The following is a 22597-nucleotide window of genomic DNA, read 5'->3' as shown; positions in this document are numbered from 1 at the left end:
CTCTCACTTCCCGGGAACCGGTTGCGGTGATCGAGATCTAGGCCACAGTGGTGTGGCATGGCCAGTTCCGAGATCCGCACCGACGTGGCCGGGCGCGACGTCCCCAAGTTGGGCTTCGTGTTCGTGGCCTCCCTGTCCTTCGCGCTGGCGTTCATCGTCTTCGGCCTCATCTTCCCGACGACGCTTCAGGACGGGTTGTCGACCCTGCAGCGCCTCGTGGTCACCACATTCGGTCCGGTCTACGTGGGCACGGTGCTGGTGGTGCTGGTCCTGATGCTGGCCGTCGCGCTCTCCCCCGTCGGCCGGCTCCGGCTGGGCAAACCCGGGCGCCGCCCGGAATTCGGGTGGCCGTCGTGGCTGGCGATGCTGATGAGCGCCGGGGTGGGCCTGAGCTTCCTGTTCTGGGGGACGGCTCAGCCGCTGCTGCATGCAGTGGATCCCCCGCCGGGGACGGCGCAGGCCGGCACCGCAGAGGCCGCTGCCACGGGCCTGCGGTACTCCTTGTTCTTCTGGGGGCCGCACGCCTGGGCGCTGTACGCGGGGGTGGCTGTTCCGGTTGCCTATGCCGCGTTCCGCAAGGACCGCCCAGTGCTGATCAGCTCGGCGCTGTATGCCCTGATGGGTGAGTCCACCCGGCGCTGGCCCGGCAAGGTCATCGACCTGCTCGCGGTGATCGCGATCCTGTTCGGGGTGGCGACCTCGCTGGGCCTGGGTACGCGGGAGCTGAACGAGGGGCTGGCGCAGGCCTTCGGGGTGCCGATCTCCTACGGTGCGAAGGTGGCGATCATCGTCGGGCTCATGACGGTCTCGACGATCTCGGCGATGACGGGCCTGGGCCGTGGGATCCGGTGGCTGAGCCTGGCCAACGGGGTGCTGTGCTCGGCGCTGGTGGTGTTCACGTTCTTCTGGGGGCCCACGAGGGAGCTGATCGGTGCCATCGGCACGACTGTCAGCGGATTCGTGACTCACCTGCCCGGGATGTCCCTGGCCACGGAGACTCCCGGAAACACCTGGGAGGCGGGGTGGACGTTCTTCTTCTGGGCGTGGTGGATCGCCTGGGCGCCATTCGTGGGCACGTTCATCGCCCGGATCTCGCGGGGGCGGACCATCCGCAGCGTGGTGGCCGGGGTGGTGCTGGTGCCGGGATCGATCAGCGCGGTGTGGTTCTCAGTGTTCGGCGGAACCGCCCTGAACCGGGTGGAGTCGGGCTCGGTCGATCCGGGCCTGGTGGACGGGAACGTGAAGTCGGCACTCACGGTGGAGGTATTCGGCACGCTTCCCCTACCCGGGGTCGTTGCCGTCGTGGTGGCGATCGTACTGGCGTTGCTGTTCATCACCTCGGCCGACTCGGCCTCGTTCATGCTGGGCAGCACCACCTCCGGGGGCAGCCTGAAGCCGCCGCGACCGGTGCGGCTGCTGTGGTCCTTCTCTGCGGCGTTCGCTGCCGTGCTGCTGCTCGCCGGCGGCATCTCGGCCCTGCAGGGTGCGGCGGTCGTGGCAGCGGTGCCGTTCACGGTGATCCTGCTGGCGGTGTGCGTCTCATTCGTGCTGATGGTGGTGCGGGACCTGCGCCGACCGGGCGGTCCGTGGCTGGAGTCCTCCAGCGGTCCGTCACCCGGGCAACGGGCTGATCCGCGATGAACTAGAATCTGACTGCAACGCTGTCAATGCTTGCAGAACCGGGAGGCGCGAGGATGGCGACAGTCACGGTGCGGAACCTGCCTGAGCACACGCGTCGGGCGTTGAAGGCACGTGCTGCCCAGCACGATCGATCGATGGAAGCTGAGATCCGGGCCATATTGGAGGATGCGGTCGCGGAACGGACGTTCATCGTCGATTGGATCCACACAGCGCACGAACTCGAGGGTGTCGATCTCACACTGCCTGAACGCCAACAACCGCGCTCGGTTGAACTCACGTGATCGTCGTCGACACCAACGTCCTCTCGGAACCGCTGCGCCCATCCCCCGACCCGCGGGTGCTCGCATGGCTGGCCGAACACCAGCAAGAGATCGCCCTGACCACCATCTCCATCGCAGAGTTGCTCTATGGCGCACGCCGCCTCCCGAAGGGGCGCAGGCAATCGCATCTTCTGGCGGCTATCGATCAGCTCGTCGAGAGTGCCGCTGACCGTCTCTACGATTTTGATCGTGCGGCCGGAGCCTCGTATGCAGGTCTCCGCTCGGAGCGGGACCGTGCAGGCCAGCCCGGCGCGACCGAAGACCTGATGATCGCAGGGATCTGCCGCGTTCACCACGCATCACTCGCCACCCGCAACGGACGCGATTTCCTGGGCTGTGGGCTACAGCTGATCGACCCGTGGAGTCCTCACACGACGCAGCCCTGAGACGACCGAGCGAAACCGTCTCAGCATGCATGTCACCACTCCGCGAGCAGTTCCTCCTCCCCGGGCGCGGCCAGCGACAGCACCGTCCGCTGCACGAGCGGGTGCGCGTCGAGGTGGTCCTCGACCGCCTGCAACCGCTGCTGCAGCACCGATTCGCGATCATCCCCGGTCAGGTCCACCGAGGCGACCACGAAGATCTTCGCCGGGCCCACGTACTCCATGTGGGCAAAGGTCACCCGCTCGACACCCGGTGCGGTGCGCAGCCGCTCCAGCAGTGTCTGCCGGGCCAGGCCGTCCACGGATTGCCCGACCAGGAACTGGCCGTTGCGCACGAGCAGGAGGAGCGCCACCACGCCCAGCAGCACGCCCACGCAGATGGAGCCGATCGCGTCGTAGATCGCGTCTCCGGTGAGCTGGTGCGCGGCGAGTCCACCGGCGGCCACGAGCAGGCCGACCAGTGCGGCCAGATCCTCGAAGAACACGGCCCGCAATGTGGTCTGGGAGGTGCCGAGCACGAACCGGAACGGATGCACCCGGGCGCGTGCGGCATCGCTGCGGGTCTGGCGGAGCGCCTGGGTGAAGGAGATGCCCTCGAGCACGAAGGCCACGGCGAGCACGACGTAGCTGAGGGTGTAGTCCGCGGCCTCTTCCCGGTTGCCGAGCTCGGAGATGCCGTGGGTGATCGAGACGATCGACCCGGCCACGAACAGGCCGAAGGCCGCCACCATCGACCACACGAATGCTGCCCGCCCGTAGCCGAGAGGATGCGCGGCGTCGGCGGGTTTCGCTCCACGACGCTCGGCCACCAACAACAGCGCCTCGTTGCCGGTGTCGGCCCACGAGTGCGCGGCCTCGGCCACCATGGATGCCGAACCGGAGAGCACCGCGGCCACGGTCTTCGCCGCTGCCACGAGCGCGTTGGCGATCAAAGCGATCACCACGGTGAGCACGCCCTGCGGCGCCTCCGGCGACTTCTCGCTCATGGACTGCACCCACCCCTCATCGCCACATCGGCGCCGACAGTGAATCTGCGGCGATCCTACGGCCACGACTCCCACGGGGTCAGCAGCGACGAAACACGACTGTGACGCAACGGTCATACCGCCGTGTCGGCCACTTCGTAGCCTCAGCTCATCGAGACTCCAGGAGGATCACCATGGCTGAGATGCCGACCATCAAGGACACCCGCGAGCTGACTGCCTACCGCATCACCGCCGAAGACACGGTCACGCTGTGCCCGCTGACCGGCCCGGTGGACGGCTCCCCCACGAGCGTGTTCTTCGAGATCTGGGATCCCGAGGGCGTCCAGTCCGACAACTCCCACCCCGCGTCGGTGGAGATCTTCTTCTTCGTCCAGGGCGAGGGGCTCGCGCAGTCCGACGAGCACAGCGTTCCAGTCTCGGCCGGGGACGTACTAGTGCTGCCGGCCACCTCGGTGCACCACATCAAGAACACCTCGACCACGGAGCGGCTGTTCGCGGTGACGATCATGTGCAATGACCTCGGCTCCCAGCCGGAGGATTCCGCGATGTCGGGATTCTACGAACTGGTCGCGGCCGGGGTACCGGTGGACCTGGACGCCGAGGCCCGGGAGGTGTTCCACCGCAACGCCGGCAAGATCGCCTCGTTCGCCGCCTCCCACTGAATTCCGCGATGCCGGACTCATGTGCCATAGGCGCCGGGCCGGGGTCAGTAGCGGCCGGAGAAACCTCCGGAGGCGTCAGGTCGTGACCGTCGCCTGGCGTGCTCCGGGCTTCAGCTCGAGAATCCGTTCCAGCGGCCGTGCGTGCTCGACGCAGAGGTCGAAGAACCGGGTCGCCATCCCCTTGCCGAGGACGTAGCGGATAGTGGGGCGGTCGATCGCACCGCACTCATCGCAGACGACGATCTTGATCTGAGCCATGGGTACCTCCTTGGGTGAGGCTCCATCGTGTGCACGGCAGGCGGTTCCTCGACCCGATCGCGAGCGGCGTCCCAGCGGACGAACACCTCATGTCTCACCCGTCGGCCAGGCCAGCGACGTGCCGGAGCGCCTTCTGGTATGCGGGCCGCCAGGGCCGGATGTCAGCCTTCGGTCGGATCGCACATAGCCGTCGGGCCGGCGAGCAGAACACTCGAACCGCGTACGACGTGGTGCGAGCCGAATCCGGCCAGGCTTCTCGACTCCTGGCCGATTGTCCGAGCCTTGCCACATTTACAGCGTAAGGCTACGCTGTAACCAGGCTTACACTGTAAGGAGATATTGATGCGAGCAGCCGTAGTACGGCAGTACGGCCCACCGGATGTGGTTCAGGTACAGGACATCCCGCGCCCGCAGCCGCGGCCGGGAGAGGTGCTGGTGCGGGTACATGCGGCAGCAGTCACCGCGGCCGACGCCCGGATCCGCGGTGCAAGCTTCCCGCCCGGTTTCGGCGCATTCAGCCGGTTGGCTTTCGGGATCCGCCGCCCACGTCGGCAGGTGCTGGGCAGCGCCTACGCCGGTGAGGTCGTGCAAACCGTCGACGGCGGCCCTTCGGTGGGCGAGCAGGTGTGCGGCATGTCCGGGGCCAAGTTCGGTGCGCACGCGGAGTACGTGGCCGTTCCCGCCGACCGGGTGGTCCGCAAGCCGGCGTCGGTCAGTCACGAACAGGCCGCTGGGATGCTGTTCGGCGGCACCACCGCGCTGTTCTTCCTCCGGGACAAGGCAGGAGTCGGGCCCGGCATGACGGTGCTGGTGATCGGCGCCTCGGGGGCGGTCGGGACGAACGCGGTGCAGCTGGCACGCCACCTCGGCGCCGCGGTCACCGGCGTCACGAGTACCGCGAACCTGGACCTCATCGCATCCCTGGGTGCGGACACCATCGACTACAACCGCACCAACCTCCCCGAGCTCGATCAACGCTTCGACGTGGTGCTGGACGCCACCGGCACTCTCTCCCCCGCGGCCGGCAGGCGGCTGGTGGCTCCGGATGGAACAGTGGCGCTGGTGGCCGCTGGCCTGTGGGACATGCTCGGCTCCGTCGGACGCGCCACTGTGGGGGCAGCACCGGAACGAGCAGCGGACTTCACGTACCTGCTGGACCTCATGGACCAAGGCGCCCTCACCGCCGTCATCGATCAGGACCTGGACCTTGGCCAGATCGCAGCAGCGCACGCCCGCGTGGACTCCGGCCGCAAGGTCGGCAACATCATCGTGCGGCCCTGAGGACTGACGCGTTTCCGCGTCGTAAGGTCATGCCATGCGGCGAGTTCAGGTCCTGACGGCGGCACTCGCCGGCGCACTTGCGCTCGCCGGGTGCAGCGCGGCGGGGCAGGAGCAGGGCGAGGAGAGCGAACCGGTACGACTCGAGTACGGAGCAGCACCGGAGCAGTTCGGGGATCTGAGCGTGCCGGAAGGTGCGGATCAGACAGAGGTACGCCCCGCCGTCGTGCTCATTCATGGCGGATTCTGGCGGGACGCCTACGAGCTCGACCTGATGGAACCGCTGGCGACTGACCTGACCGGACGAGGGTACGTCGTCTGGAACATCGAGTACCGGAAGGTCGGGGAACCCGGCGGCGGGTATCCGGGCACGATGGCGGACGTCGCGGCAGCGATCGATCATCTTGCTGTGCTGGCGGAGGATCACCCGATCGACCTGGATCGCGTGGCCGTGGTGGGACATTCCGCCGGCGGGCACCTGAGCCTGTGGGCGGGCACCCGGGAGGACCCGGTGGTCGAGCCGGTGCTGGTGGTCGGTCAGGCGCCGGTGGCTGACCTCGCGGTCGCCGCCAGCTCGGACCTGGGCGGTACGGCGGTCACGGACTTCATGGGCGCGGCACCGAACCAGGATCCGCAGGCGTACGGGGCGGCCTCCCCTGCCGAGCGACTGCCGGGCCGTGCGCCGCAGCTCATCGTGCAGGGTGGCGCGGACACGATCGTGCCGCAACCCTACGTGGCCGGGTACGTGGATCTGGCTCGCGAGGGCGGGGCCGAGATCGAGTACGTGGTGGACGAGAGCGCAGATCACTTTGCGGTGATCAGTCCGCAGCACGAACTGTGGGAGGCGGTGCTGGATCGGCTGCCCCCGATCCGGTGAGGCGCGCCGCCGGTCAGGCTCAGCGCCACCCGTCCTGACGCCCGATGGAACCGGTGACGTCGCGGCGGTACCGGCCCGGTGAGCGGCCCATCTGCTTCTTGAAGGCCGCTCCCATGTACTCGGCGTGCTTGAAGTCCAGGCGCTCGGCGATCCGGGTCAGTGTCCAGTCGGTGGAGGTCAGCAGTTCCGCTACACGGTTCATGCGCACTCGCAGGATCTCGGCGTGCACGGTGCGCCCGACCTGCTTGACGAACCGCAGGTCGAGTGCACGGCGGGAGAGTCCCACCGCACGCAACACCTCCGGCACAGTGACGTTCATGTCTGCCCGGTCTCGGATGTAGCGCAGGGCATGGGCGACGAGCTCGTCGTCGACCGACAGCAGATCGGAGGACTGCCGGGCGACCACGCGCACCGGTGGGATCAGGCGTAGGCCGGGCTCGACGTGCTCACCGGCCATCATCCGGTCAAGCAGCTCGGCGGCGAGGTAGCCGGTGCGGCGAGTGTCCGGCTCGATGCTGGACAGGGCCGGGGAGGAGAGGGTGCCAAGCAATTCGTCGTTGTCGACACCGATGACGGCGATCTCATCGGGGACGGCGAGGTCGGCGACCTTGCACGCTTCCAGCACTTCATGGCCGGCGATGTCGTAGCAGGCAAGCACACCGACTGGCTTGGGCAGCTGGCTGAGCCAGCCGGCGAGTCTGTCGCGGTCGGCGGCGCGAGTGCCGGTGGGTCGCATCGTGAACTCGTGCGCGGGTGAGCCGTACCGGTCGGCGTGGTCGGCGAACCCGCTCCCTCGCTTGACCGACCACCCGTACCTCGGATCGCCGCAGAAAGCGTAGTTCGTGATGCCACGCTCAGCGAAGTGCTCCACCGCCCAGCGGGCAATGTGGTCATCGTCGGTCTCGGCGCCGGGCAGTTCGGGCAGCAGCCGCCCGGCGCTCAGGTCCACCGTCGGTAGACCGAGCCGCCGGATGAAGGCCGCGGTCTCCGGGTTCTCGATCCGCGCCAGCACCCCGTGCCCGCGCCAGCCCTCGAGCCAGGAGAAGTCGGTATCCAGCCGGGAGTGCTCCACCAGGTACAGCGACCAGTCCCGGTGTGCGGCCACGTACTCGTGCACCCCCCGCAGCAAACCACGCGCGTACGCGTTGGAGGTCTCCACGAGCAGCGCGACCTGCGTGGAGCGGGCGTCATTGGCCATGTAAAAATTCTACTGAACGCTGCGCAATGACGCATGGTCTTGCCACCGACGGCTACCTAGCGTGGATGTCAGGAGGTCAACGACGACGACTATCCCCTTCCTTGATCACACCGGTCGGCACCCGACTTCGACCGGGAAGCATCCAGACCGGCGCGCCGGAGCGGTCGCTCCCGGCCTGGTGAATCTCCAGCAATCCCAGGAGCAACAACGATGAGCTCACTCACCGAGGAGCGGCGGCGCATGCCGGCACCGGCGCTGCGACAACCCTCACCACCACACTCACATAGACGGCGAGCACTCGCGCCCTATCTTTTCCTCAGCCCGTGGCTGATCGGACTGCTCGTGTTCGTGATGGGGCCGATGGCGGCCTCGCTGTACCTGTCCATGACCGACTACAACTTCCTCCAGGACCCGAACTTCATCGGGGTGGACAACTTCGTGCGGATGTTCACGAGCGATCCGCGCTACCTCAGTTCGGTGGTGGTCACTGCCACCTACGTGCTGGTCTCGGTGCCGTTGCAGTTGGTCTTCGCGCTCGCGCTGGCGATGCTGCTGGACCGAGCGATCGCCGGAATCGCCATCTACCGCGCGGTTTTCTACTTGCCCTCGCTCATCGGAACCAGCGTCGCAGTCGCTGTGCTGTGGCGGACCGTTTTCGGCAGCGACGGCCTCGTGAACGCCGCACTCGGCGCCATCGGTATAGACACCACACACAGCTGGGTCGGCAACCCGGATACCGCCTTGATGACCATCATCGCGCTGAACGTGTGGACCTTCGGCTCGCCGATGATCATTTTCCTCGCTGGCCTGCGCCAGATTCCGCGTTCCTACTACGAGGCGGCCGAAGTCGATGGTGCCGGGCATGTGCGACGGTTCCTCAGCATCACGATCCCTCTCCTTACGCCGATCGTGTTCTTCAACTTCATCCTGCAGACGATCTACGCCTTTCAAGCGTTCGTTCCCGCCTACATCGTCAGCAACGGTCAGGGCGGTCCTGCGGATTCGACCCTGTTCTACACGCTGTACCTCTACCAGCAAGGATTCGCGAACTTCGACATGGGATACGCCTCCGCCATGGCCTGGGTTCTCCTCGTGGTCATCGCCGCCATCACCGGGATCAACTTCCTGCTTTCCCGATACTGGGTCTTCTACGCGGATGGTGACCGATGAGCGCCGAGACCGCAGTCACTACCCGCACCAAGCCGCCGGTTCGTCGCGTCGCGATGCACGTGCTGTTGATCGCACTCGCCGTCGGGATGCTGTATCCCCTGCTGTGGATGCTGGTCAGTTCGCTGCGTGATAACGAGGACATCTTCACCAGCGCTGGACTCGCCATCACCGATGCGACCCTCGACAATTACGCCCGCGGCTGGGATGCCCAGCAGAACTCCTTCGCGACGTACTTCCGGAACAGCTTCATCGTCACTGGGTCCGTGATTCTGGGAAACCTCATCGCTTGTTCCCTGACGGCGTTCGCTTTCGCACGGATGAGGTTCCGCCTCAAGGCTCTCTTCATGGGAATCATGCTCGTGACGATCATGCTCCCCGAGCACGTCACGATCGTGCCGCAGTACATCCTGTTCTCTGAGCTCGGATGGCTGAACACCTTCCTGCCACTGACAGTCCCAAAATTCTTCGCGACCGACCCCTTCTTCATCTTCTTGATGGTGCAGTTCATGCGCGGAATTCCCCGTGACATTGACGAGGCAGCCTCCATCGACGGGTGCGGGCCGTTCCAGATCTACTGGCGGATCATGCTGCCGCTGGTGGTCCCCGCCCTGGCTACCACCGCCATCTTCTCCTTCATCTGGACCTGGAATGACTTCTTCCGTCCGCTGGTCTTCCTGACCGACAACGATCTGTTCACCGTGCCGCTTGCGATCCGACTCTTCGTCGACCTTGGCGGCACCGACTGGGGAGCGCTGTTCGCCATGTCCGTCCTGTCCCTCGTCCCCATTTTCATCTTCTTCGTCTTCGGGCAGCGGTACCTGATCCGTGGCATCGCCACGACGGGGCTGAAGTGAGCGCCGAGCGGGTGCGGGTGGCCGTCGTCGGGGCGGGCTCCTTCGCACAGTCCCATCTCGCCGCCTACGCCCAGCTCGACCGGGCCGACGTCGCGTGGATCAGCGACCCCGACCGCGAGGCTGCTCACGCTGCGGCCGAGCGGTGGGGGGTACCGCGGATCGCCTCCGACCTGGGCACCGTCCTCGCCGACGACGATGTCCAGCTGGTCGACCTCGTCACGCCGGTGGCGTTGCACGCACCTCAAGCGATCCAGGTGCTCGATGCAGGGCGTTTCGTCCTCTGCGAGAAGCCCATGGCGCTGGGTCTGGAGGAAGCACTCAGCGTGGCCGAGGCCGATCAGGCCTCGACCGGCAGCCTGATGGTGAAGTACCACCAGCGCTTCGACCCGGTGCACGAGCGTGTCCGCGACGGGCTGGCTGAGGAGCTCTGGGGAACCGGCTTGGTGGCCCACATCGAGATTCTCGGTGACCACCTCGCTGCCCTGCGCTCCCCCCACCACTGGCGTGGAAATCCCGCGATGACCGGAGGCGGGTGCCTGTTCGAGTCAGGTTCGCACCTGATCGACCTGGCGCACTTCTGGTTTGGACCATCGCGCCGGGTGACCGCCACCGCGAACCAGCTCGCTGCCGGCAACCCCGACAAGGGAGAGGACACCGCCACCATGGTGGTCGAGTTCGACTCGGGCACGATGATGACGCTGGTCGGATTCTGGGGAGCCCCGGGGTGGGACTGGCGCAAGGAGATCTTCACCTCCGAGCAGAACCGCCTCTCGATCGAGACCGGCCGGGACAACGTGCTGCGCCGACGGGACAGTCACGGCGGTGATGAGGTCATCGCGGTGGAAGAGGACTGGTTCGACCGGTCGGTCACGCGATCCATCGCCCACGCCCTCGACTGTGCCGCCGGGAAGGCGCGCCCGCTGGTGACGGTAGAGGACTCGCTGCAGTCGATGCGGACGCTGGATGCGGCGTACCGGTCCATTGCGGAAGGGCGCTCCGTTGAGTTGGCGTGAGAAGACCCTCGCGGAGATGCTCGGCCGTCCGGCAGGCTTCCGCCGGCCGCCGGCTGAGCCCACACCCCTGGCCGAACGGGTGATGGACGCGCTGCGGACGGTGAGCCGGCTTGCCGGGCTCAGCCTCGTCACGATGGTGCTCGCCCTGCCCCTGGTTTCCGCCGTCGCCGCCTTCGGAGCCGGTTCGCGGCTGCTGCTGAAGGCCTCACGAGGCCAAGCCGGCGGGCTCTGGCGGGAGCTGCTCACAGACGTGCGCCGCGCACTACCCGCCACCTGGTTCCTCGGACCGGCAGGCGTGGTGCTGGTGGCGGTCAGCGTGCTGAACCTGGCGTTCTTGGCCGGGCAGCCCACCCTGACGGCGGGGGTCTTCTACGCCGTCAACGTCTCGGCACTGCTGATCGCGCTGTGGTGGCTGGCCGCGTGCGTGCACGAACTGGCTGAGGCCCCCGGGGTCTCCCGTGCCGAGCTCGTGAGCCGGGCCACGAGCCGGGCCACGCGCTTCGGTCCATGGCACCTCGCGGTGCTGCTGGGGGCGGCGCTCACCGTGACCCTCGTGATCCACCTCCCGCTCGTGGGCGTGATCTTCGGCCCCGGGCTGGCCCTCTACCTGGGCCGGGCGGCCGACCCCCGGCCCACCGTTCCCTCCAACCCTGCAGAGGTGACCTGTAGCAATGCTTGACGTCGCATTCCTGGGAGTGACCCACCCGCACGCTCACGCATGGGCCGTCGCGGCTCATGAGGACCCCCGCACGCGGATCACCCGTGTGTACGACCCCGATGCCGACGCCGCCCGGGCCTTTGCTCAGAGGTACGCGGCGGAGGATGCCGGTACGGCCCAAGAGGCACTGCACGGCGCCGGCGCGGTGGTGGTGGACGGGCGCAACGACGAGGCGCCCGACTTCGCGGAGATTGCGATCGATGCCGGTCTGCCGGTGTTCATCGAGAAGACCGGAGCTCGCACCTCGGCGCGGCTGGCCCAGGTGGCCGATCGCGCGGCGCAGGCCGGTGTGCTCACGCAGATGGGCTTCTTCATGCGGTACTCCGACTCCGTCGTGCGCACCCGCCAGGCACTCGAGGAGGGTGCGCTGGGCGATCTTCACCTCGCGCGCTTCCACGCGGCGATCCCGCATCAGGCCTGGACGAGCATGGCCCACTGGTTCGGCGACGCGACCAATGTGGTGACGCCGTTCATGGAGGCCGGGTGCCACCTGGTGGACGTCCTGCGGTTGCTCCTGGGTGAACCACACGAGATCCGCGCCACCCGGGTCCGCCGGAGCGGGACGCCGAGTCCCGGCGAGGACGCCCTGGCCGTGACGATGCGCTGCGCCGACACCGTGGTGACGATCGACTTCACCGCCCACGAGGCCGACCCCTGGAACATCGGCTGGGGCGGTGAGCTCTTCGGCGATGCCGCCACCTGGCGCTTCAGGGTCACGCCGGCGCGCACCTCCCTGGGCAGCGGCGGCCACGTACCGGAGGTGACCTCGCCCGTCCCGATGGATGACCCGGAGGCGATCCGCGCCTGCATGTCGGCCGAGAACGCCGACCTGATGCGACGGGGCATGAGCGCCTTCATCGACGCGGTCGGCGGCGTCGCCCCCTCCCCGGTGGACGCCCGGTCCGGCGCCGAGACCCTGCGCCTGATCGAGGACGTCCTGACGGCGTGCGCTCTCCCGGCCGTGCGGCCCGATCCCGTCCCGACGGCCTGACCCATACCGACAGCCTGACCCATCCCCTCAACCCGACCCATCCCTACGACCTGACCCTCCCACCCCAGACCCGGTTGCGACGACGCGGCCGTTTCACGAAAGGACACATCATGGTCAGCAGAAGGACCTTCCTGCGCACCTCCGGCCTCGCTCTCGGCGCGGCCACCCTCGGCACCGCCACCGCCTGTGGCCAAGGCGGCGGCAGCAACGGCGTCGAGGACGACGACGCCCCCAAGGACATGCGATTCGCCTGGTGGGGTCACGAGGAGATGAACCGCACCACCAACGAGGCGATCGAGCTCTACAACAGTCGGCACGAGAACGTCACCATCACCCCGGAGAACGCCTCCTGGGACGACTTCTGGGACCGGATGGCCACCCAGATCGCCGGCGACAACGGTGCCGACGCCTTCCAGATGTCGAACCAGATGATCGTCGACTACGCCGAACGCGGCGCGCTGCTCGATCTCGAGGAGTTCATCGGCGACCCCATCGAGATCAGCGACTGGAACGCCGACCTGCAGGACTACGGGGTCATCGACGGCATCCGCGCCGGTGTGCCCATGAGCACCGACGCCTTCACCATCCTCGCCGACCGCGAGGTGATCCAGGACCTCGGCCTGGAGCTCCCCGAGGGCGACACATGGACCTGGGACGACGTCTCCGAGCTCTCGAACAACATCCGTGAGGCCTCCGGTGAGGAGCTGTGGGGCATCAAGGACGGCAGCGGGATGTATGAGGTCTTCGAGCCGTGGGTTCGCGGCCGGGGCCTGACCTTCTTCGACACCGGGGCCTCGCCCACGACGCTGGGCTTCAGCAAGGACGACCTGCGCGAGTTCTGGCAGTGGTGGGCTGACATGCGCGCCAGTGGCGCCTGCGTCCCGCCGAACGTCTCCGCCGAGGACACCGGCCACGAGACCAGCCCGATCATCACCGGCGTGGCCCCGCTGTACTTCACCACCAGCAGCGAGCTCACGGGTGTGCGTGCCCTGACTCCCTCGCAGATCCAGGCACTGCCGATGCCCGACACCGAGGGCGGGAGCAAGCGGGCCAACTTCGTCCGCCCGAACCTGTTCATGTCGGCCTGGGCGGGGACGGCCTACCCGATGGAGTGCGCCCGGTTCATGCAGTTCTGGGTCAACGACCCCGAGGCCGTCGAGGTCATCGGCAACTCCCGGGGCGTGCCGCCGAGCCCCTCCTCGGCCGAGCTGGTGCAGGAGGACTCCGGTGAGGACGGCCTCCTCACGCCCTCGGAGTACCTGGCCCTCATCACCGAGATCGGCGACCCGATGGATGCGCTGACACCGCGTGCCGGCCGGGAGGTCTACCAGCTGCTCTCCCGCACCGCCGAGGAACTGCGCTTCGAGCAGACCGACATCCCGACGGCGGTGGACAGCTTCTTCGATCAGGCCGCCTCACTCCTGGCCTGATCCCCCTACCCCGAACACAAGGAGAACCATGCGTTTCAGCAACAAGGTCGCCGTCGTCACCGGCGGTGGCGCCGGCATCGGCCGGCAGACCGTCAACATCCTGGCCGCCGAGGGGGCCACCGTGGTGGTCGCCGATCTCGACGGACAGCTCGCCGAGGAGGCGAGCAAGGAGGCCATCGCACTCGGAGCCCCGGATGCGGCGTCGATCCAACTCGACATCGCCTCCGAGGAGGCCAACATCGCGCTGGCGGAGCTGTGCGCCTCGCGCTTCGGCGGCGTGGACATCCTGGTCAACAACGCTGCGGCGCGGGTGTGGGGCCCGGTCACCGAGGCCACCGCCGACTCCTGGCGGTGGATCACCGACGTCAACCTCATCGGCGTGGGACTAACCTGCAAGCACATCATCCCGCTGATGGCGGGTCGTGCCGGCTCGGTGGTGAGCGTCTCCTCCGCCAACGGAGTCACGGGACGCGCCGGAATGGCTCAGTACGACGCCACCAAGGCCGGCGTGCTGGCCCTGACCCGCTCGATGGCGTGCGACCACGCCGACGCCGGCGTTCGCGTGAACGCCATCCTGCCCGGGCCCACCCTGACCGACTTCCACAAGAACCGTGCCGCGGAAGCGGGTAGGGAGATCGACCTGGCGGTGATGACTCCCCACGAGGGCGGGCCCGGTATCCAACGCCGTCAGGGTCGCCCAGAGGAGATCGGCCACGCGATCGCCTTCCTCGCCAGCGACCACGCGTCCTACATCACGGGTGCCTGCCTGGCCGTCGATGGGGGTCTGACCGCGCTCTCCGGACGGCTCGGGTGAGCCGGGCGGGGACTGTCAGGACACAGGAGGGACGATCATGACGGTGAATGTGGCCCTGGTGGGGCTCGGCTTCGGGGCCGAATTCGTGCCCATCTACCAGGCACATCCGGACGCCGAGCTCGTGGCGATCTGCCAGCGGGATCGCGGCAACCTGGATGCGACCGGTGACCGCTTCGGTATCGAGCGGCGCTACACCTCCTACGAGGAGTTGCTGACGGATCCGGACATCGATGCGGTGCACATCAACACGCCCATCCCGCTGCACGCCGACCAGAGCGTCGCGGCACTGGAGGCGGGTAAGCACGTGGCGTGCACCGTGCCGATGGCCACCTCCATCGAGGACTGTGCGCGCATCGTCGCAGCGGCCCGGGCCAGTGGCCGGACCTACATGATGATGGAGACGGTCGTCTACTCGCGGGAGTTCCTGCACGTGCAGCACCTGCTGGAGACCGGCCAGCTGGGCCGGCTGCAGTTCCTGCGAGGTGCTCACCATCAGGACATGAGCGGCTGGCCGGAGTACTGGGAGGGGTTGCCGCCGATGCACTATGCCACCCATGCGGTCTCACCGCTGCTGGCCCTGGCCGGCAAGCGGGCCGAGACGGTCTCCTGCGTGGGATCGGGAGTGATCCCGGAGGATCTGCAGGGCCGGTACGGGTCACCGTTCGCGGTGGAGTCCGCGCACATCACCCTGGCCGGCAGCGACCTGGCGGCGGAGGTGTCGCGGTCGCTGTTCTCCACCGCGCGCGAGTACGTGGAGAGCTTCGACGTCTACGCCTCGGAGACCTCCTTTGAGTGGACCCAGACCGAGGGTGGCCAACCCGTGCTCTTCCACGGAGAGAAGGCCGAGCGCATCACGGTGCCCGACTACGCCCACCTGCTCCCGCAGGAGATCCAGTCGTTCACCACCCGCGGTGTCTACGACGCCGAGAACGGCCACCTCTCCTTCGCACAGGGCGGCGGCCACGGGGGCTCCCACCCGCACCTCGCCCACGAGTTCGTGCGCAGCATCGTCGAGAACCGGGCCCCCTCGGTCGACGTCGACACCGCGGCGAACTGGACCAGCGTGGGTCTGCGAGCGCACGAGTCGGCGATGCAGGGCGGCCGGCCGGTGGAGGTTCCGCAGTTCTGAGCGCGGCGCCCGGCGAGTGGCGACTCCACTCGCCGGGTGCCGCCTCAGTGGTTCCTGATTCATTCCCTCACTTCCCCCTAAGTTCGACCCATGTCGGTTGAACCCACGCAGTTCCAGATGCCCATCGACCAGATCGACGTGGACGTCGCCGTGGTCGGAGGTGGTCTCGCCGGGGTAGCCGCCGCGATCGCCGCGTCACGGGCGGGCGCGGATGTCGCCCTGGTGCAGAACCGCCCCGTCCTGGGCGGGAACTCCAGTAGTGAGGTCCGCGTCTGGGTCTGTGGCGCCACGGCGACCGGCCATCAGCGCTTCGCGCGCGAGACCGGGATCATCGGCGAGCTCTACCTGGAGAACGAATACCGCAACCCGGAGGGCAACCCCTACTACTGGGATCTCGTCGTCCTGGAAGCAGTGCGTGCCGAACCGCGGATCCGGCTGTTCCTCAACACCGACGTCAGCACCGTAGAGACCGACGGCTCGGCCATCGTCGCCGTGACCGGAAAGACGATGGGCTCGGAACGCCTCGTGCGCATCAGCGCCTCGATGTTCATCGACTGCACCGGGGACGGCTTCATCGGCGCCTCGGCCGGCGCCGACTACCTCCTCGGGCGGGAGGCGCACGGGCAGTTCCAGGAGGACTTCGCCCCCGACGTCGCTGACCTGCAGACCCTGGGCTCGACCCTGCTGTTCTACACCAAGGACCTCGGCCGTCCGGTCCCGTTCGTCCCGCCTTCCTTCGCCGTCGATGTCGCCCGGACCTCCATCCCGGAGAGCCGGATCATCCGCACCGGGGACAACGGTGCCGACTACTGGTGGATCGAATGGGGCGGCGAGCTGGACATCGTCGCCGACAACGAACGCATCCGCGACGAGCTCTGGGCCGTGATCTACGGCATCTGGGACTACATCAAGAATTCCGGTGAGTTCGAGGCGGAGAACCTCACCCTCGAGTGGGTGGGGTCGGTGCCGGGCAAGCGCGAGTACCGGCGGCTCGTGGGCGATCTCATCCTCACCGCTTCCGATATCGTCCCCGAGGCCGAACACCCGGACGCGATCGGCTTCGGAGGCTGGTCCGTCGACCTGCATCCCTCGAAGGGCGTCTACCACCAGGGAGGCGCTGCCCAGCAGTTCTACCCCGACGGGCTCTACCCCATCCCCTTCCGCGTGCTCTACTCGCGCAACGTCGACAACCTGCTCTTCGCCGGGCGGGACATCAGCGCCAGCCACGTGGCCTTCGGCTCCACGCGCGTGATGTCCACATGCGCCGTCCTCGGGGAGGCCGCCGGGGCCGCCGCTGCGCTGTGCACCCGGACGGGCATGACCCCGCGCGACCTGGCCACCGACCACGGCGGACTTCTGCAGCAGCACCTGCTGCGGGAGGATGCCGCGATCGTAGGCGTCCGGGCCGATGATCCCGACGACGTCGCCCCGCTCGCCCGCGTCAGCGCGAGCTCGCGCCGCACCACCCTGTCCACCGGGGAACCCGGCGGTGACACCCTGCCGCTGACCTCCGACGTCGGCCTGCTCGTCCCGCTCGAACCGTCCCTGGGCACCGTCGAGGTGCTGCTGTGCGCGGAGACCGACACCGAACTCACGTGGAGCGTGCACAGTACCGGCCACCCGGCGGTGTACCTGCCCAGGCACCAGCTGCGAGCGGGATCGATCCAGGTCGGTGCCGGCGCGCAGGTGCACGCCGCGTTGCCGCTCGGCCTCACCGCTGCCGACATCGGCGGCGAGTACCGCAACGTGGTGCTGGTGCTGCACGAGAACCCCACGCTCGCCTGGCACGTCGCGGACGAACGCACCTACGGACTGCTCACGATGCAGCGCCGCCACTCCCACCAGGAGGAGATCGACGCACACGTGGTCGACGGCGGCCGCGCGAACGCCAACGCACTCGTCAGCTGGGACGTGAAACGGCTTCGCCGGCGCACCCCGGTCATCCGCACCACCGATCCCACCGACGCCTTCCACGAGAGCCACGTCACCGACGGCTACCAGCGCCCGTACGGCGCTCCGCGAATGTGGAGCTCCGCTCCCGACTCAGAGCAGCCACAGTGGGTGCAGCTGGACTGGGACGAGGCCCAGGAGATCGCCGAGATCGTGCTGATCTTCAACGACGACGTCGACGAGTACCTCAACAACCTCCACTACCGCCGTAGCCCCTTCCGCGTGATGCCTGAGCTCGTCCGTGATTACCGCGTCCAGGTCCGCACTGCTCAGGGCTGGCACGAGGCGGCCCAGGTGCGCGAGAACCGGCGTCGACGGCGCGTGCACAGTCTCGAGGAACGCGGCCATCCGATCGATGGCGTGCGCGTCGAGATCGAGGCCACCAACGGCTCCCCCACGGCACAGATCTACGCGATCCGCGCCCAGCGCACACCGAGCGCCGGCCCGCCCGAGGGCTCGCGCGATGCCTGAGCTCCAGGACAGCACCGCCCGCCCGCTGAAGTTCCAGGAGATCGCGGACAATCTCCGGCGGGCCATCCTCGCCGGCACCTGGGCCGTCGGCCAGCGGCTGCCGACCGAGCAGCAGCTCGTGCACAGCAGCGGGTACTCCCTCAACACCGTGCGCCGCGCGCTCGACCTGCTGGTCGAGGAGGGCCTGGCCGAGCGCCGACAGGGCGCCGGAACCTTCGTGCTGCCCCGGTCGAGCCCGCGGACCGCCCGCCAGACCGTCGGTGTGCTGCTGCCCGACACGAGCCTGTACTACCCCCGCGTGCTGCACGGCATCGAGTCGACCCTGAGCGCCCAGCGCGCCTCGCTGCAGCTCTCAAGCTACGGCTACGACCCGGGCAAGGAGGATGCGTGCATCGAGCACCTCCTCTCAGCCGGGGCGGACGGCCTGCTCCTGGTCCCCACGCTCGCCGGTATCGACGATCCGCAGGCCCGGGTGGAGGAGCTGCTCCGGTTACCCGTCCCGGTCGTGCTGGTCGAACGTCACCTGGCCGAGCTCGGCGTCGCCGATCGGTCCGAGCACGTGTGCTCCGACCACGCGGCGGGTGCCTACGACGCCCTTGCCCACCTGCACGGGCTCGGGCACACCCGCATCGCGCTGCTGCTACGCGGCCGCTCCCCCACCGGGGTGGGCGTCGCCGCCGGCTATCAGCGGGCCGTCACCGATCTCGACCTCGCCGGTGAGCTGGTGCTGCGCGCCGAGGTCGCACAGTGGGAGGCGGGCCACGCCGAGACGGCGATCGAGCACATCCGCTCGTGGGGGGCGACCGCGGCACTCGTCTTCGGCGACCGGGAGGCCATGTTCGTCCTGCGGGCCGCGCGCCGGCACGGCCTGCGCGTGCCGGAAGACCTGGCCCTGGTCTCCTACGACGACGAACTCGCCGATGTGGCCGATGTGCCCCTGACCGCCGTCTCGCCGCCCAAGCACCGGATCGGCAGGATGGCGGCCGAGCTGCTGCTCCAGCGCCTGCGCGAGGGGGCCGAGTGCCCCCAGCATCAGATCCGGATCCGGCCCCGGCTGGTGGTCCGCGAGTCCTGCGGGGCTGCCGCGCCGGGAGCGACCGCACTGCCGCCGCACTAGTGCATCCCCATTGAGTCTGTATTCATTCCAACCGCCCGCGGTCTAGTCATCCCATCGCCCAACGACGGGCGTCCCCCGAGAAGAGAAAGGGCACACCACATGCCTTCGACAACCACCCGCAGCAACCGCACCCGGCGGCTGCTGGCCGCTGGAGGTGCTGCCCTGATGCTCAGCGCCTGCGGCACCCAGTTCCAGGACGAGGCCGAGGCGGGCACCGAGACCGAGGACGTCACGCTCACCTATTGGGCCGCCTGGAACATGGGCGAGCCGCAGCAGGAGATCTTCGACCGGATCGCCGCCGACTACGAGGAGAGCACCGGCACCAGCATCGAGGTGCGCTACCTGGGGCGCGAGGTGACGACGAACCTGATCAACGCCCTGGGCACCGGCTCCGGGCCGGACCTGTTCGACGCCGGTAGCCGCAACCTTGCCGACTTTCACGAGCGCGGCTTCCTCGCCGATATGGACCCACTGCTGGAGCGTGAGCTTCCCGACGGCGCAGGTACCGTGGCCGACACCCTCGCCCCCAGCGTGGTCGACGCCGCCTCCACGGACGACGGCGTAGCGCTGCTGCCGACGTACGTCACCTCCAACGGCATCTGGTTCAACTCCGCACGGTTCCCCGACATCGCCGAGTCGCCGCCGCAGACCTGGGAGCAGTTCACCTCCCTGCTCGCCGAGCAGCAGTCCGAGGGGCTGGTCCCCATCGGCGCGGACGGCTCGGTCTCCGGGTACAACGTGTTCTGGTTCTACCAGTCGATGATGCGCACCGGCGGCCCCGGGTCGCTGCGCGGCCTCGCCGAGGACGTCGCTGCCTGGGACGCCGAGCACGTCCTCGAGTCCGCGCAGATGGTCGAGACGATCGTCGATGCCGGCTACCTGCAGGAGGGCTACATGGGCAGCACCTTCCCCGCCGCCCAGCTGGCGTGGGCCAACGACGAGGTCTCGTTCATGCTCAACGGCAGCTACATGGGTGGCGAGGTGCAGGATCAGATGGCCGAGGGCTTCGAGGCCTCCACCTTCCTGTTCCCGATGACTCCGGAGGGCTACCCCACTGTCGAACTGACCGTGAGCGGCCTGGCCGTGAACGCCGACAGCGAGAACCTCGAACCGGCCACCGACTTCCTCGCCTTCGCCGCCCAGCGTGAGTACCAGGAGCTGTGGGCCACCGAGGCCGGGTTCATGTCCGCGCACTCCGAGGTCCCCGCACCCGAACCGCTGCAGCCGCTCGCTGACGCGATCCAGACGGCGGAGGTCACCACCGGTTCGCATGACTTCGCCGGCGCGATGCACCCGACCTGGTGGAACGACGTGCTCCTGCCCCTGTCCGATCAGCTGTTCTCCGGATCGATCACCGCGGAGGAGTTCATCGCCGAGGGCCAGGAGCAGACCGAGAACTACCTGCGTACCCAGGACTGAGACAGGAGCATCAGTGTCGTCCACCGGACCAGTCCCGCGTACGGACCTGCCCGTCCTGCGCCGCCGTGGGGAACGCCCGCGGCGGCGTGGGCCGGACACGCTCTTCGGGCGCTTCGCCGCGCCCGCGATCACCACGATGACCCTCGTGGTCGCCGTGCCGTCCCTGTTCACCGTGTTCCTGTCCTTCACCGATTGGCGCGGCCTCGGTAGCCCGATGTCGGCCGCAGGTCTGCGCAACTACGCCGCCCTGTGGTACTCGGACACCTTCCGCACCGCGATGCTCAACACCTTCGTGCTGGTGCTCGGAGGCGGCGTGGCGATCTTCGCGATCGTGTTCCTGATGCTCATCGGGTTACGGCAGATGCGGGGAGCGGCGTTCGCCCGATCTGTGGTCTTCGTCCCGATGATCGTCTCCCCGATCGCCATCGGGGTGGCGCTGGGCTTCCTGCTCAACCCCAACGGAGCGGTGAACGATCTGCTGGGGTCGATCGGTCTGGAGGAATTCCAGCGGGCGTGGCTCGCACCGGACATGGTCTTCCAGATGATCGTGCTCGGGCTGATCTGGAGCATGAGCGGGTACTACCTCGCGATCGTCGCCACCGGTGTGGATCAGATCCCGCCCTACCTGTACGAGGAGGCCCAGCTGGCCGGCGCCACCCGCTGGCAGCAGTTCTGGATGATCACCCTGCCGCTGAGCTGGGAGGCGGCGAGTGTGGCCGTGGTGCTGTGGCTGATCAGCGGGATGAAGACCTTCGAGATCGTGATCGCCTTCGTCGGCACCCAGGGCGCTCCGCCGCTGCAGGCGCGCACGGCCGCGGTGCAGCAGTTCCTGGCCACCACCGGCGGTCGGGACGGCACCCCGCAGCTCGGGGCCGCCGCGGCGATCGGTATCGCCATCTTCGTGTTCACCGCGGTCTTCGTGGTGCTCGCCCGCCGCCTGCTACGACGTGACGCCGTGGAGGTGGCATGACGATGAGCTCGACTCTGACCCGTGAACGTACGTCCTCCCCGCCCTCGCCGGCACCGGTCCGGTCCCGCCGGCGATCGGCTCGTATCGTCGTCGAGGATCTCGTCATCCCGAACACGGTCCGCGTGCTGCTGTGGCTGTGGGTGGCCTTCAACCTCGCCATGGCGATCTGGGTGGGGGTGCAGTCCCTCAAGACCGACCGGGACGTCCTGACGGCGCCGTTCGGCCTGCCCTCCTCCCCGCAGTGGGAGAACTTCGCGACGGCGTGGACGGTCTCCGGCTTCGGCGGTGCCGCGCTCAACTCGGTGCTGATCGTCGGCTTCTCCGGCGTGATCACCATCGCGCTCGCCGCCCCGGCCGCGTACGTCATCGCTCGCAGCAGGCGCCCCGCCGTGCGAGCACTGACCACCTACGTCGCCCTCTGTGTGGCGCTGCCGATCCAGGCGATCATCGTGCCGTTGTTCGTGGCCAAGACGCTCGTCTCCCGCTTCGCCGTCGAGATCGCCTTCGGGTGGTGGGACGACCGGATCACGCTGGTGATCGTCTACATCGGCACCTCGCTGGCTTTCAGCGTCTTCCTGCTGACCGCCGCGTTCGCAGGGCTGCCGGAGTCATTGACCGAGGCGGCCGAGCTCGACGGCGCCAGCCCGGCACGGGCGTTCTGGTCCGTGGTGGTGCCCGTGGCCTGGCCGGCGATCAAGTCTGCCCTGGTGCTGAACCTGCTGAACATGTGGAACGAGACACTGCTGGTGCTGGTGCTGCTGGACGATCCGGCCAAACAGACGCTGCCGGCGGCACTGCTACGCCTGTACGGCACGATGCAGTACAACGCCGACTGGGGCGGCCTGTTCGCCGGCCTGGTGATCCTGATCTATCCGATGATCGTCCTCTACCTCTGGGCGGGCGGACGCATCATGGAAGGGATGACCTCGGGTGCCCTCAAGTGACGGG

Annotated in this window: 22 protein-coding genes; 19 read left to right on the top strand and 3 right to left on the bottom strand. The window is 68.2% G+C overall.

What is annotated here, in order from left to right:
- Window positions 1-57 precede the first annotated feature (57 nt).
- The 3 genes from FV560_RS05775 to FV560_RS05765 are packed head-to-tail and all read left to right on the top strand — an operon-like array spanning window position 58 to window position 2347.
- Complete coding sequence (locus tag FV560_RS05775) at window positions 58-1641, top strand: BCCT family transporter (RefSeq protein ID WP_159620406.1); 1584 nt, start codon at window positions 58-60, stop codon at window positions 1639-1641.
- Between the two features lie 26 nt (window positions 1642-1667).
- On the top strand, window positions 1668-1922 hold the full coding sequence (locus tag FV560_RS20655) for a FitA-like ribbon-helix-helix domain-containing protein (protein ID WP_420853349.1): 255 nt from the start codon (window positions 1668-1670) through the stop codon (window positions 1920-1922).
- Window positions 1919-2347 carry a type II toxin-antitoxin system VapC family toxin gene (locus FV560_RS05765; protein WP_159620402.1) on the top strand — a complete coding sequence of 143 codons (429 nt, stop codon included), beginning with the start codon at window positions 1919-1921 and terminating at the stop codon, window positions 2345-2347. Before FV560_RS20655 ends, FV560_RS05765 begins: the two co-directional genes overlap by 4 nt.
- 32 nt (window positions 2348-2379) lie before the next feature.
- Here FV560_RS05765 and FV560_RS05760 read toward each other — a convergent pair whose 3' ends face one another.
- Window positions 2380-3330 carry a cation diffusion facilitator family transporter gene (locus FV560_RS05760; RefSeq protein ID WP_159620400.1) on the bottom strand — a complete coding sequence of 317 codons (951 nt, stop codon included), beginning with the start codon at window positions 3328-3330 and terminating at the stop codon, window positions 2380-2382.
- A gap of 173 nt (window positions 3331-3503) precedes the next feature.
- Here FV560_RS05760 and FV560_RS05755 point away from each other — a divergent pair, with 173 nt between their 5' ends.
- Window positions 3504-3992, top strand: coding sequence for a cupin domain-containing protein (locus FV560_RS05755; protein ID WP_159620398.1), 489 nt, complete (start codon window positions 3504-3506; stop codon window positions 3990-3992).
- A 75-nt stretch (window positions 3993-4067) separates the two neighbouring features.
- Here the strand turns inward: FV560_RS05755 and FV560_RS05750 are convergent, their stop codons facing one another.
- Window positions 4068-4250 carry a hypothetical protein gene (locus tag FV560_RS05750; protein WP_159620396.1) on the bottom strand — a complete coding sequence of 61 codons (183 nt, stop codon included), beginning with the start codon at window positions 4248-4250 and terminating at the stop codon, window positions 4068-4070.
- A 342-nt stretch (window positions 4251-4592) separates the two neighbouring features.
- Between FV560_RS05750 and FV560_RS05745 the strand changes: the two genes are divergently transcribed.
- Window positions 4593-5531 carry an NAD(P)-dependent alcohol dehydrogenase gene (locus FV560_RS05745; RefSeq protein ID WP_159620394.1) on the top strand — a complete coding sequence of 313 codons (939 nt, stop codon included), beginning with the start codon at window positions 4593-4595 and terminating at the stop codon, window positions 5529-5531.
- Between the two features lie 34 nt (window positions 5532-5565).
- The gene (locus FV560_RS05740) at window positions 5566-6405 is read left to right on the top strand and encodes an alpha/beta hydrolase family protein (protein ID WP_159620392.1); all 840 of its coding nucleotides are present in this window, start codon (window positions 5566-5568) and stop codon (window positions 6403-6405) included.
- Between the two features lie 19 nt (window positions 6406-6424).
- Here the strand turns inward: FV560_RS05740 and FV560_RS05735 are convergent, their stop codons facing one another.
- Entirely contained in the window at window positions 6425-7603 is a 1179-nt protein-coding gene (locus tag FV560_RS05735) for a XylR family transcriptional regulator (protein ID WP_159620390.1), read from the bottom strand.
- Between the two features lie 210 nt (window positions 7604-7813).
- Between FV560_RS05735 and FV560_RS05730 the strand changes: the two genes are divergently transcribed.
- From FV560_RS05730 to FV560_RS05670, 13 genes are all read left to right on the top strand, one after another.
- The gene (locus FV560_RS05730) at window positions 7814-8773 is read left to right on the top strand and encodes a carbohydrate ABC transporter permease (RefSeq protein WP_159620388.1); all 960 of its coding nucleotides are present in this window, start codon (window positions 7814-7816) and stop codon (window positions 8771-8773) included.
- A complete protein-coding gene (locus FV560_RS05725) occupies window positions 8770-9627 on the top strand; it encodes a carbohydrate ABC transporter permease (protein WP_159620386.1) in 858 nt (285 codons plus the stop codon). Before FV560_RS05730 ends, FV560_RS05725 begins: the two co-directional genes overlap by 4 nt.
- Window positions 9624-10640, top strand: a complete 1017-nt coding sequence (locus FV560_RS05720) for a Gfo/Idh/MocA family protein (RefSeq protein ID WP_159620384.1) — start codon at window positions 9624-9626, stop codon at window positions 10638-10640. The genes FV560_RS05725 and FV560_RS05720 overlap by 4 nt, the downstream gene beginning before the upstream one ends.
- Window positions 10627-11319, top strand: a complete 693-nt coding sequence (locus FV560_RS05715) for a hypothetical protein (protein WP_159620382.1) — start codon at window positions 10627-10629, stop codon at window positions 11317-11319. The genes FV560_RS05720 and FV560_RS05715 overlap by 14 nt, the downstream gene beginning before the upstream one ends.
- Complete coding sequence (locus FV560_RS05710) at window positions 11312-12349, top strand: Gfo/Idh/MocA family protein (protein ID WP_159620380.1); 1038 nt, start codon at window positions 11312-11314, stop codon at window positions 12347-12349. The genes FV560_RS05715 and FV560_RS05710 overlap by 8 nt, the downstream gene beginning before the upstream one ends.
- Before the next feature lie 110 nt (window positions 12350-12459).
- Window positions 12460-13779, top strand: a complete 1320-nt coding sequence (locus FV560_RS05705) for an ABC transporter substrate-binding protein (RefSeq protein WP_159620378.1) — start codon at window positions 12460-12462, stop codon at window positions 13777-13779.
- 28 nt (window positions 13780-13807) lie between these two features.
- On the top strand, window positions 13808-14593 hold the full coding sequence (locus FV560_RS05700; RefSeq protein ID WP_159620376.1) for an SDR family NAD(P)-dependent oxidoreductase: 786 nt from the start codon (window positions 13808-13810) through the stop codon (window positions 14591-14593).
- A gap of 37 nt (window positions 14594-14630) precedes the next feature.
- Window positions 14631-15722: a Gfo/Idh/MocA family protein gene (locus tag FV560_RS05695; RefSeq protein WP_159620374.1), complete on the top strand. Its 1092-nt coding sequence runs from the start codon at window positions 14631-14633 to the stop codon at window positions 15720-15722.
- Window positions 15723-15812: 90 nt separating this feature from the next.
- Window positions 15813-18143 (top strand): FAD-dependent oxidoreductase, encoded by a 2331-nt coding sequence (locus FV560_RS05690; protein ID WP_235019952.1) that lies wholly within the window; start codon window positions 15813-15815, stop codon window positions 18141-18143.
- Complete coding sequence (locus FV560_RS05685) at window positions 18136-19260, top strand: substrate-binding domain-containing protein (protein WP_159620372.1); 1125 nt, start codon at window positions 18136-18138, stop codon at window positions 19258-19260. Before FV560_RS05690 ends, FV560_RS05685 begins: the two co-directional genes overlap by 8 nt.
- A 99-nt stretch (window positions 19261-19359) precedes the next feature.
- Window positions 19360-20679 carry an ABC transporter substrate-binding protein gene (locus FV560_RS05680; protein ID WP_159620370.1) on the top strand — a complete coding sequence of 440 codons (1320 nt, stop codon included), beginning with the start codon at window positions 19360-19362 and terminating at the stop codon, window positions 20677-20679.
- A 13-nt stretch (window positions 20680-20692) separates the two neighbouring features.
- A complete protein-coding gene (locus tag FV560_RS05675) occupies window positions 20693-21649 on the top strand; it encodes a carbohydrate ABC transporter permease (protein WP_159620368.1) in 957 nt (318 codons plus the stop codon).
- A 2-nt stretch (window positions 21650-21651) separates the two neighbouring features.
- On the top strand, window positions 21652-22593 hold the full coding sequence (locus FV560_RS05670) for a carbohydrate ABC transporter permease (protein ID WP_159620366.1): 942 nt from the start codon (window positions 21652-21654) through the stop codon (window positions 22591-22593).
- Window positions 22594-22597 lie beyond the last annotated feature (4 nt).

This window comes from Ruania rhizosphaerae (genome assembly GCF_009805705.1).
Classification (GTDB): domain Bacteria; phylum Actinomycetota; class Actinomycetes; order Actinomycetales; family Beutenbergiaceae; genus Ruania; species Ruania rhizosphaerae.
This window is presented reverse-complemented; position numbering and strand designations above follow the sequence as displayed.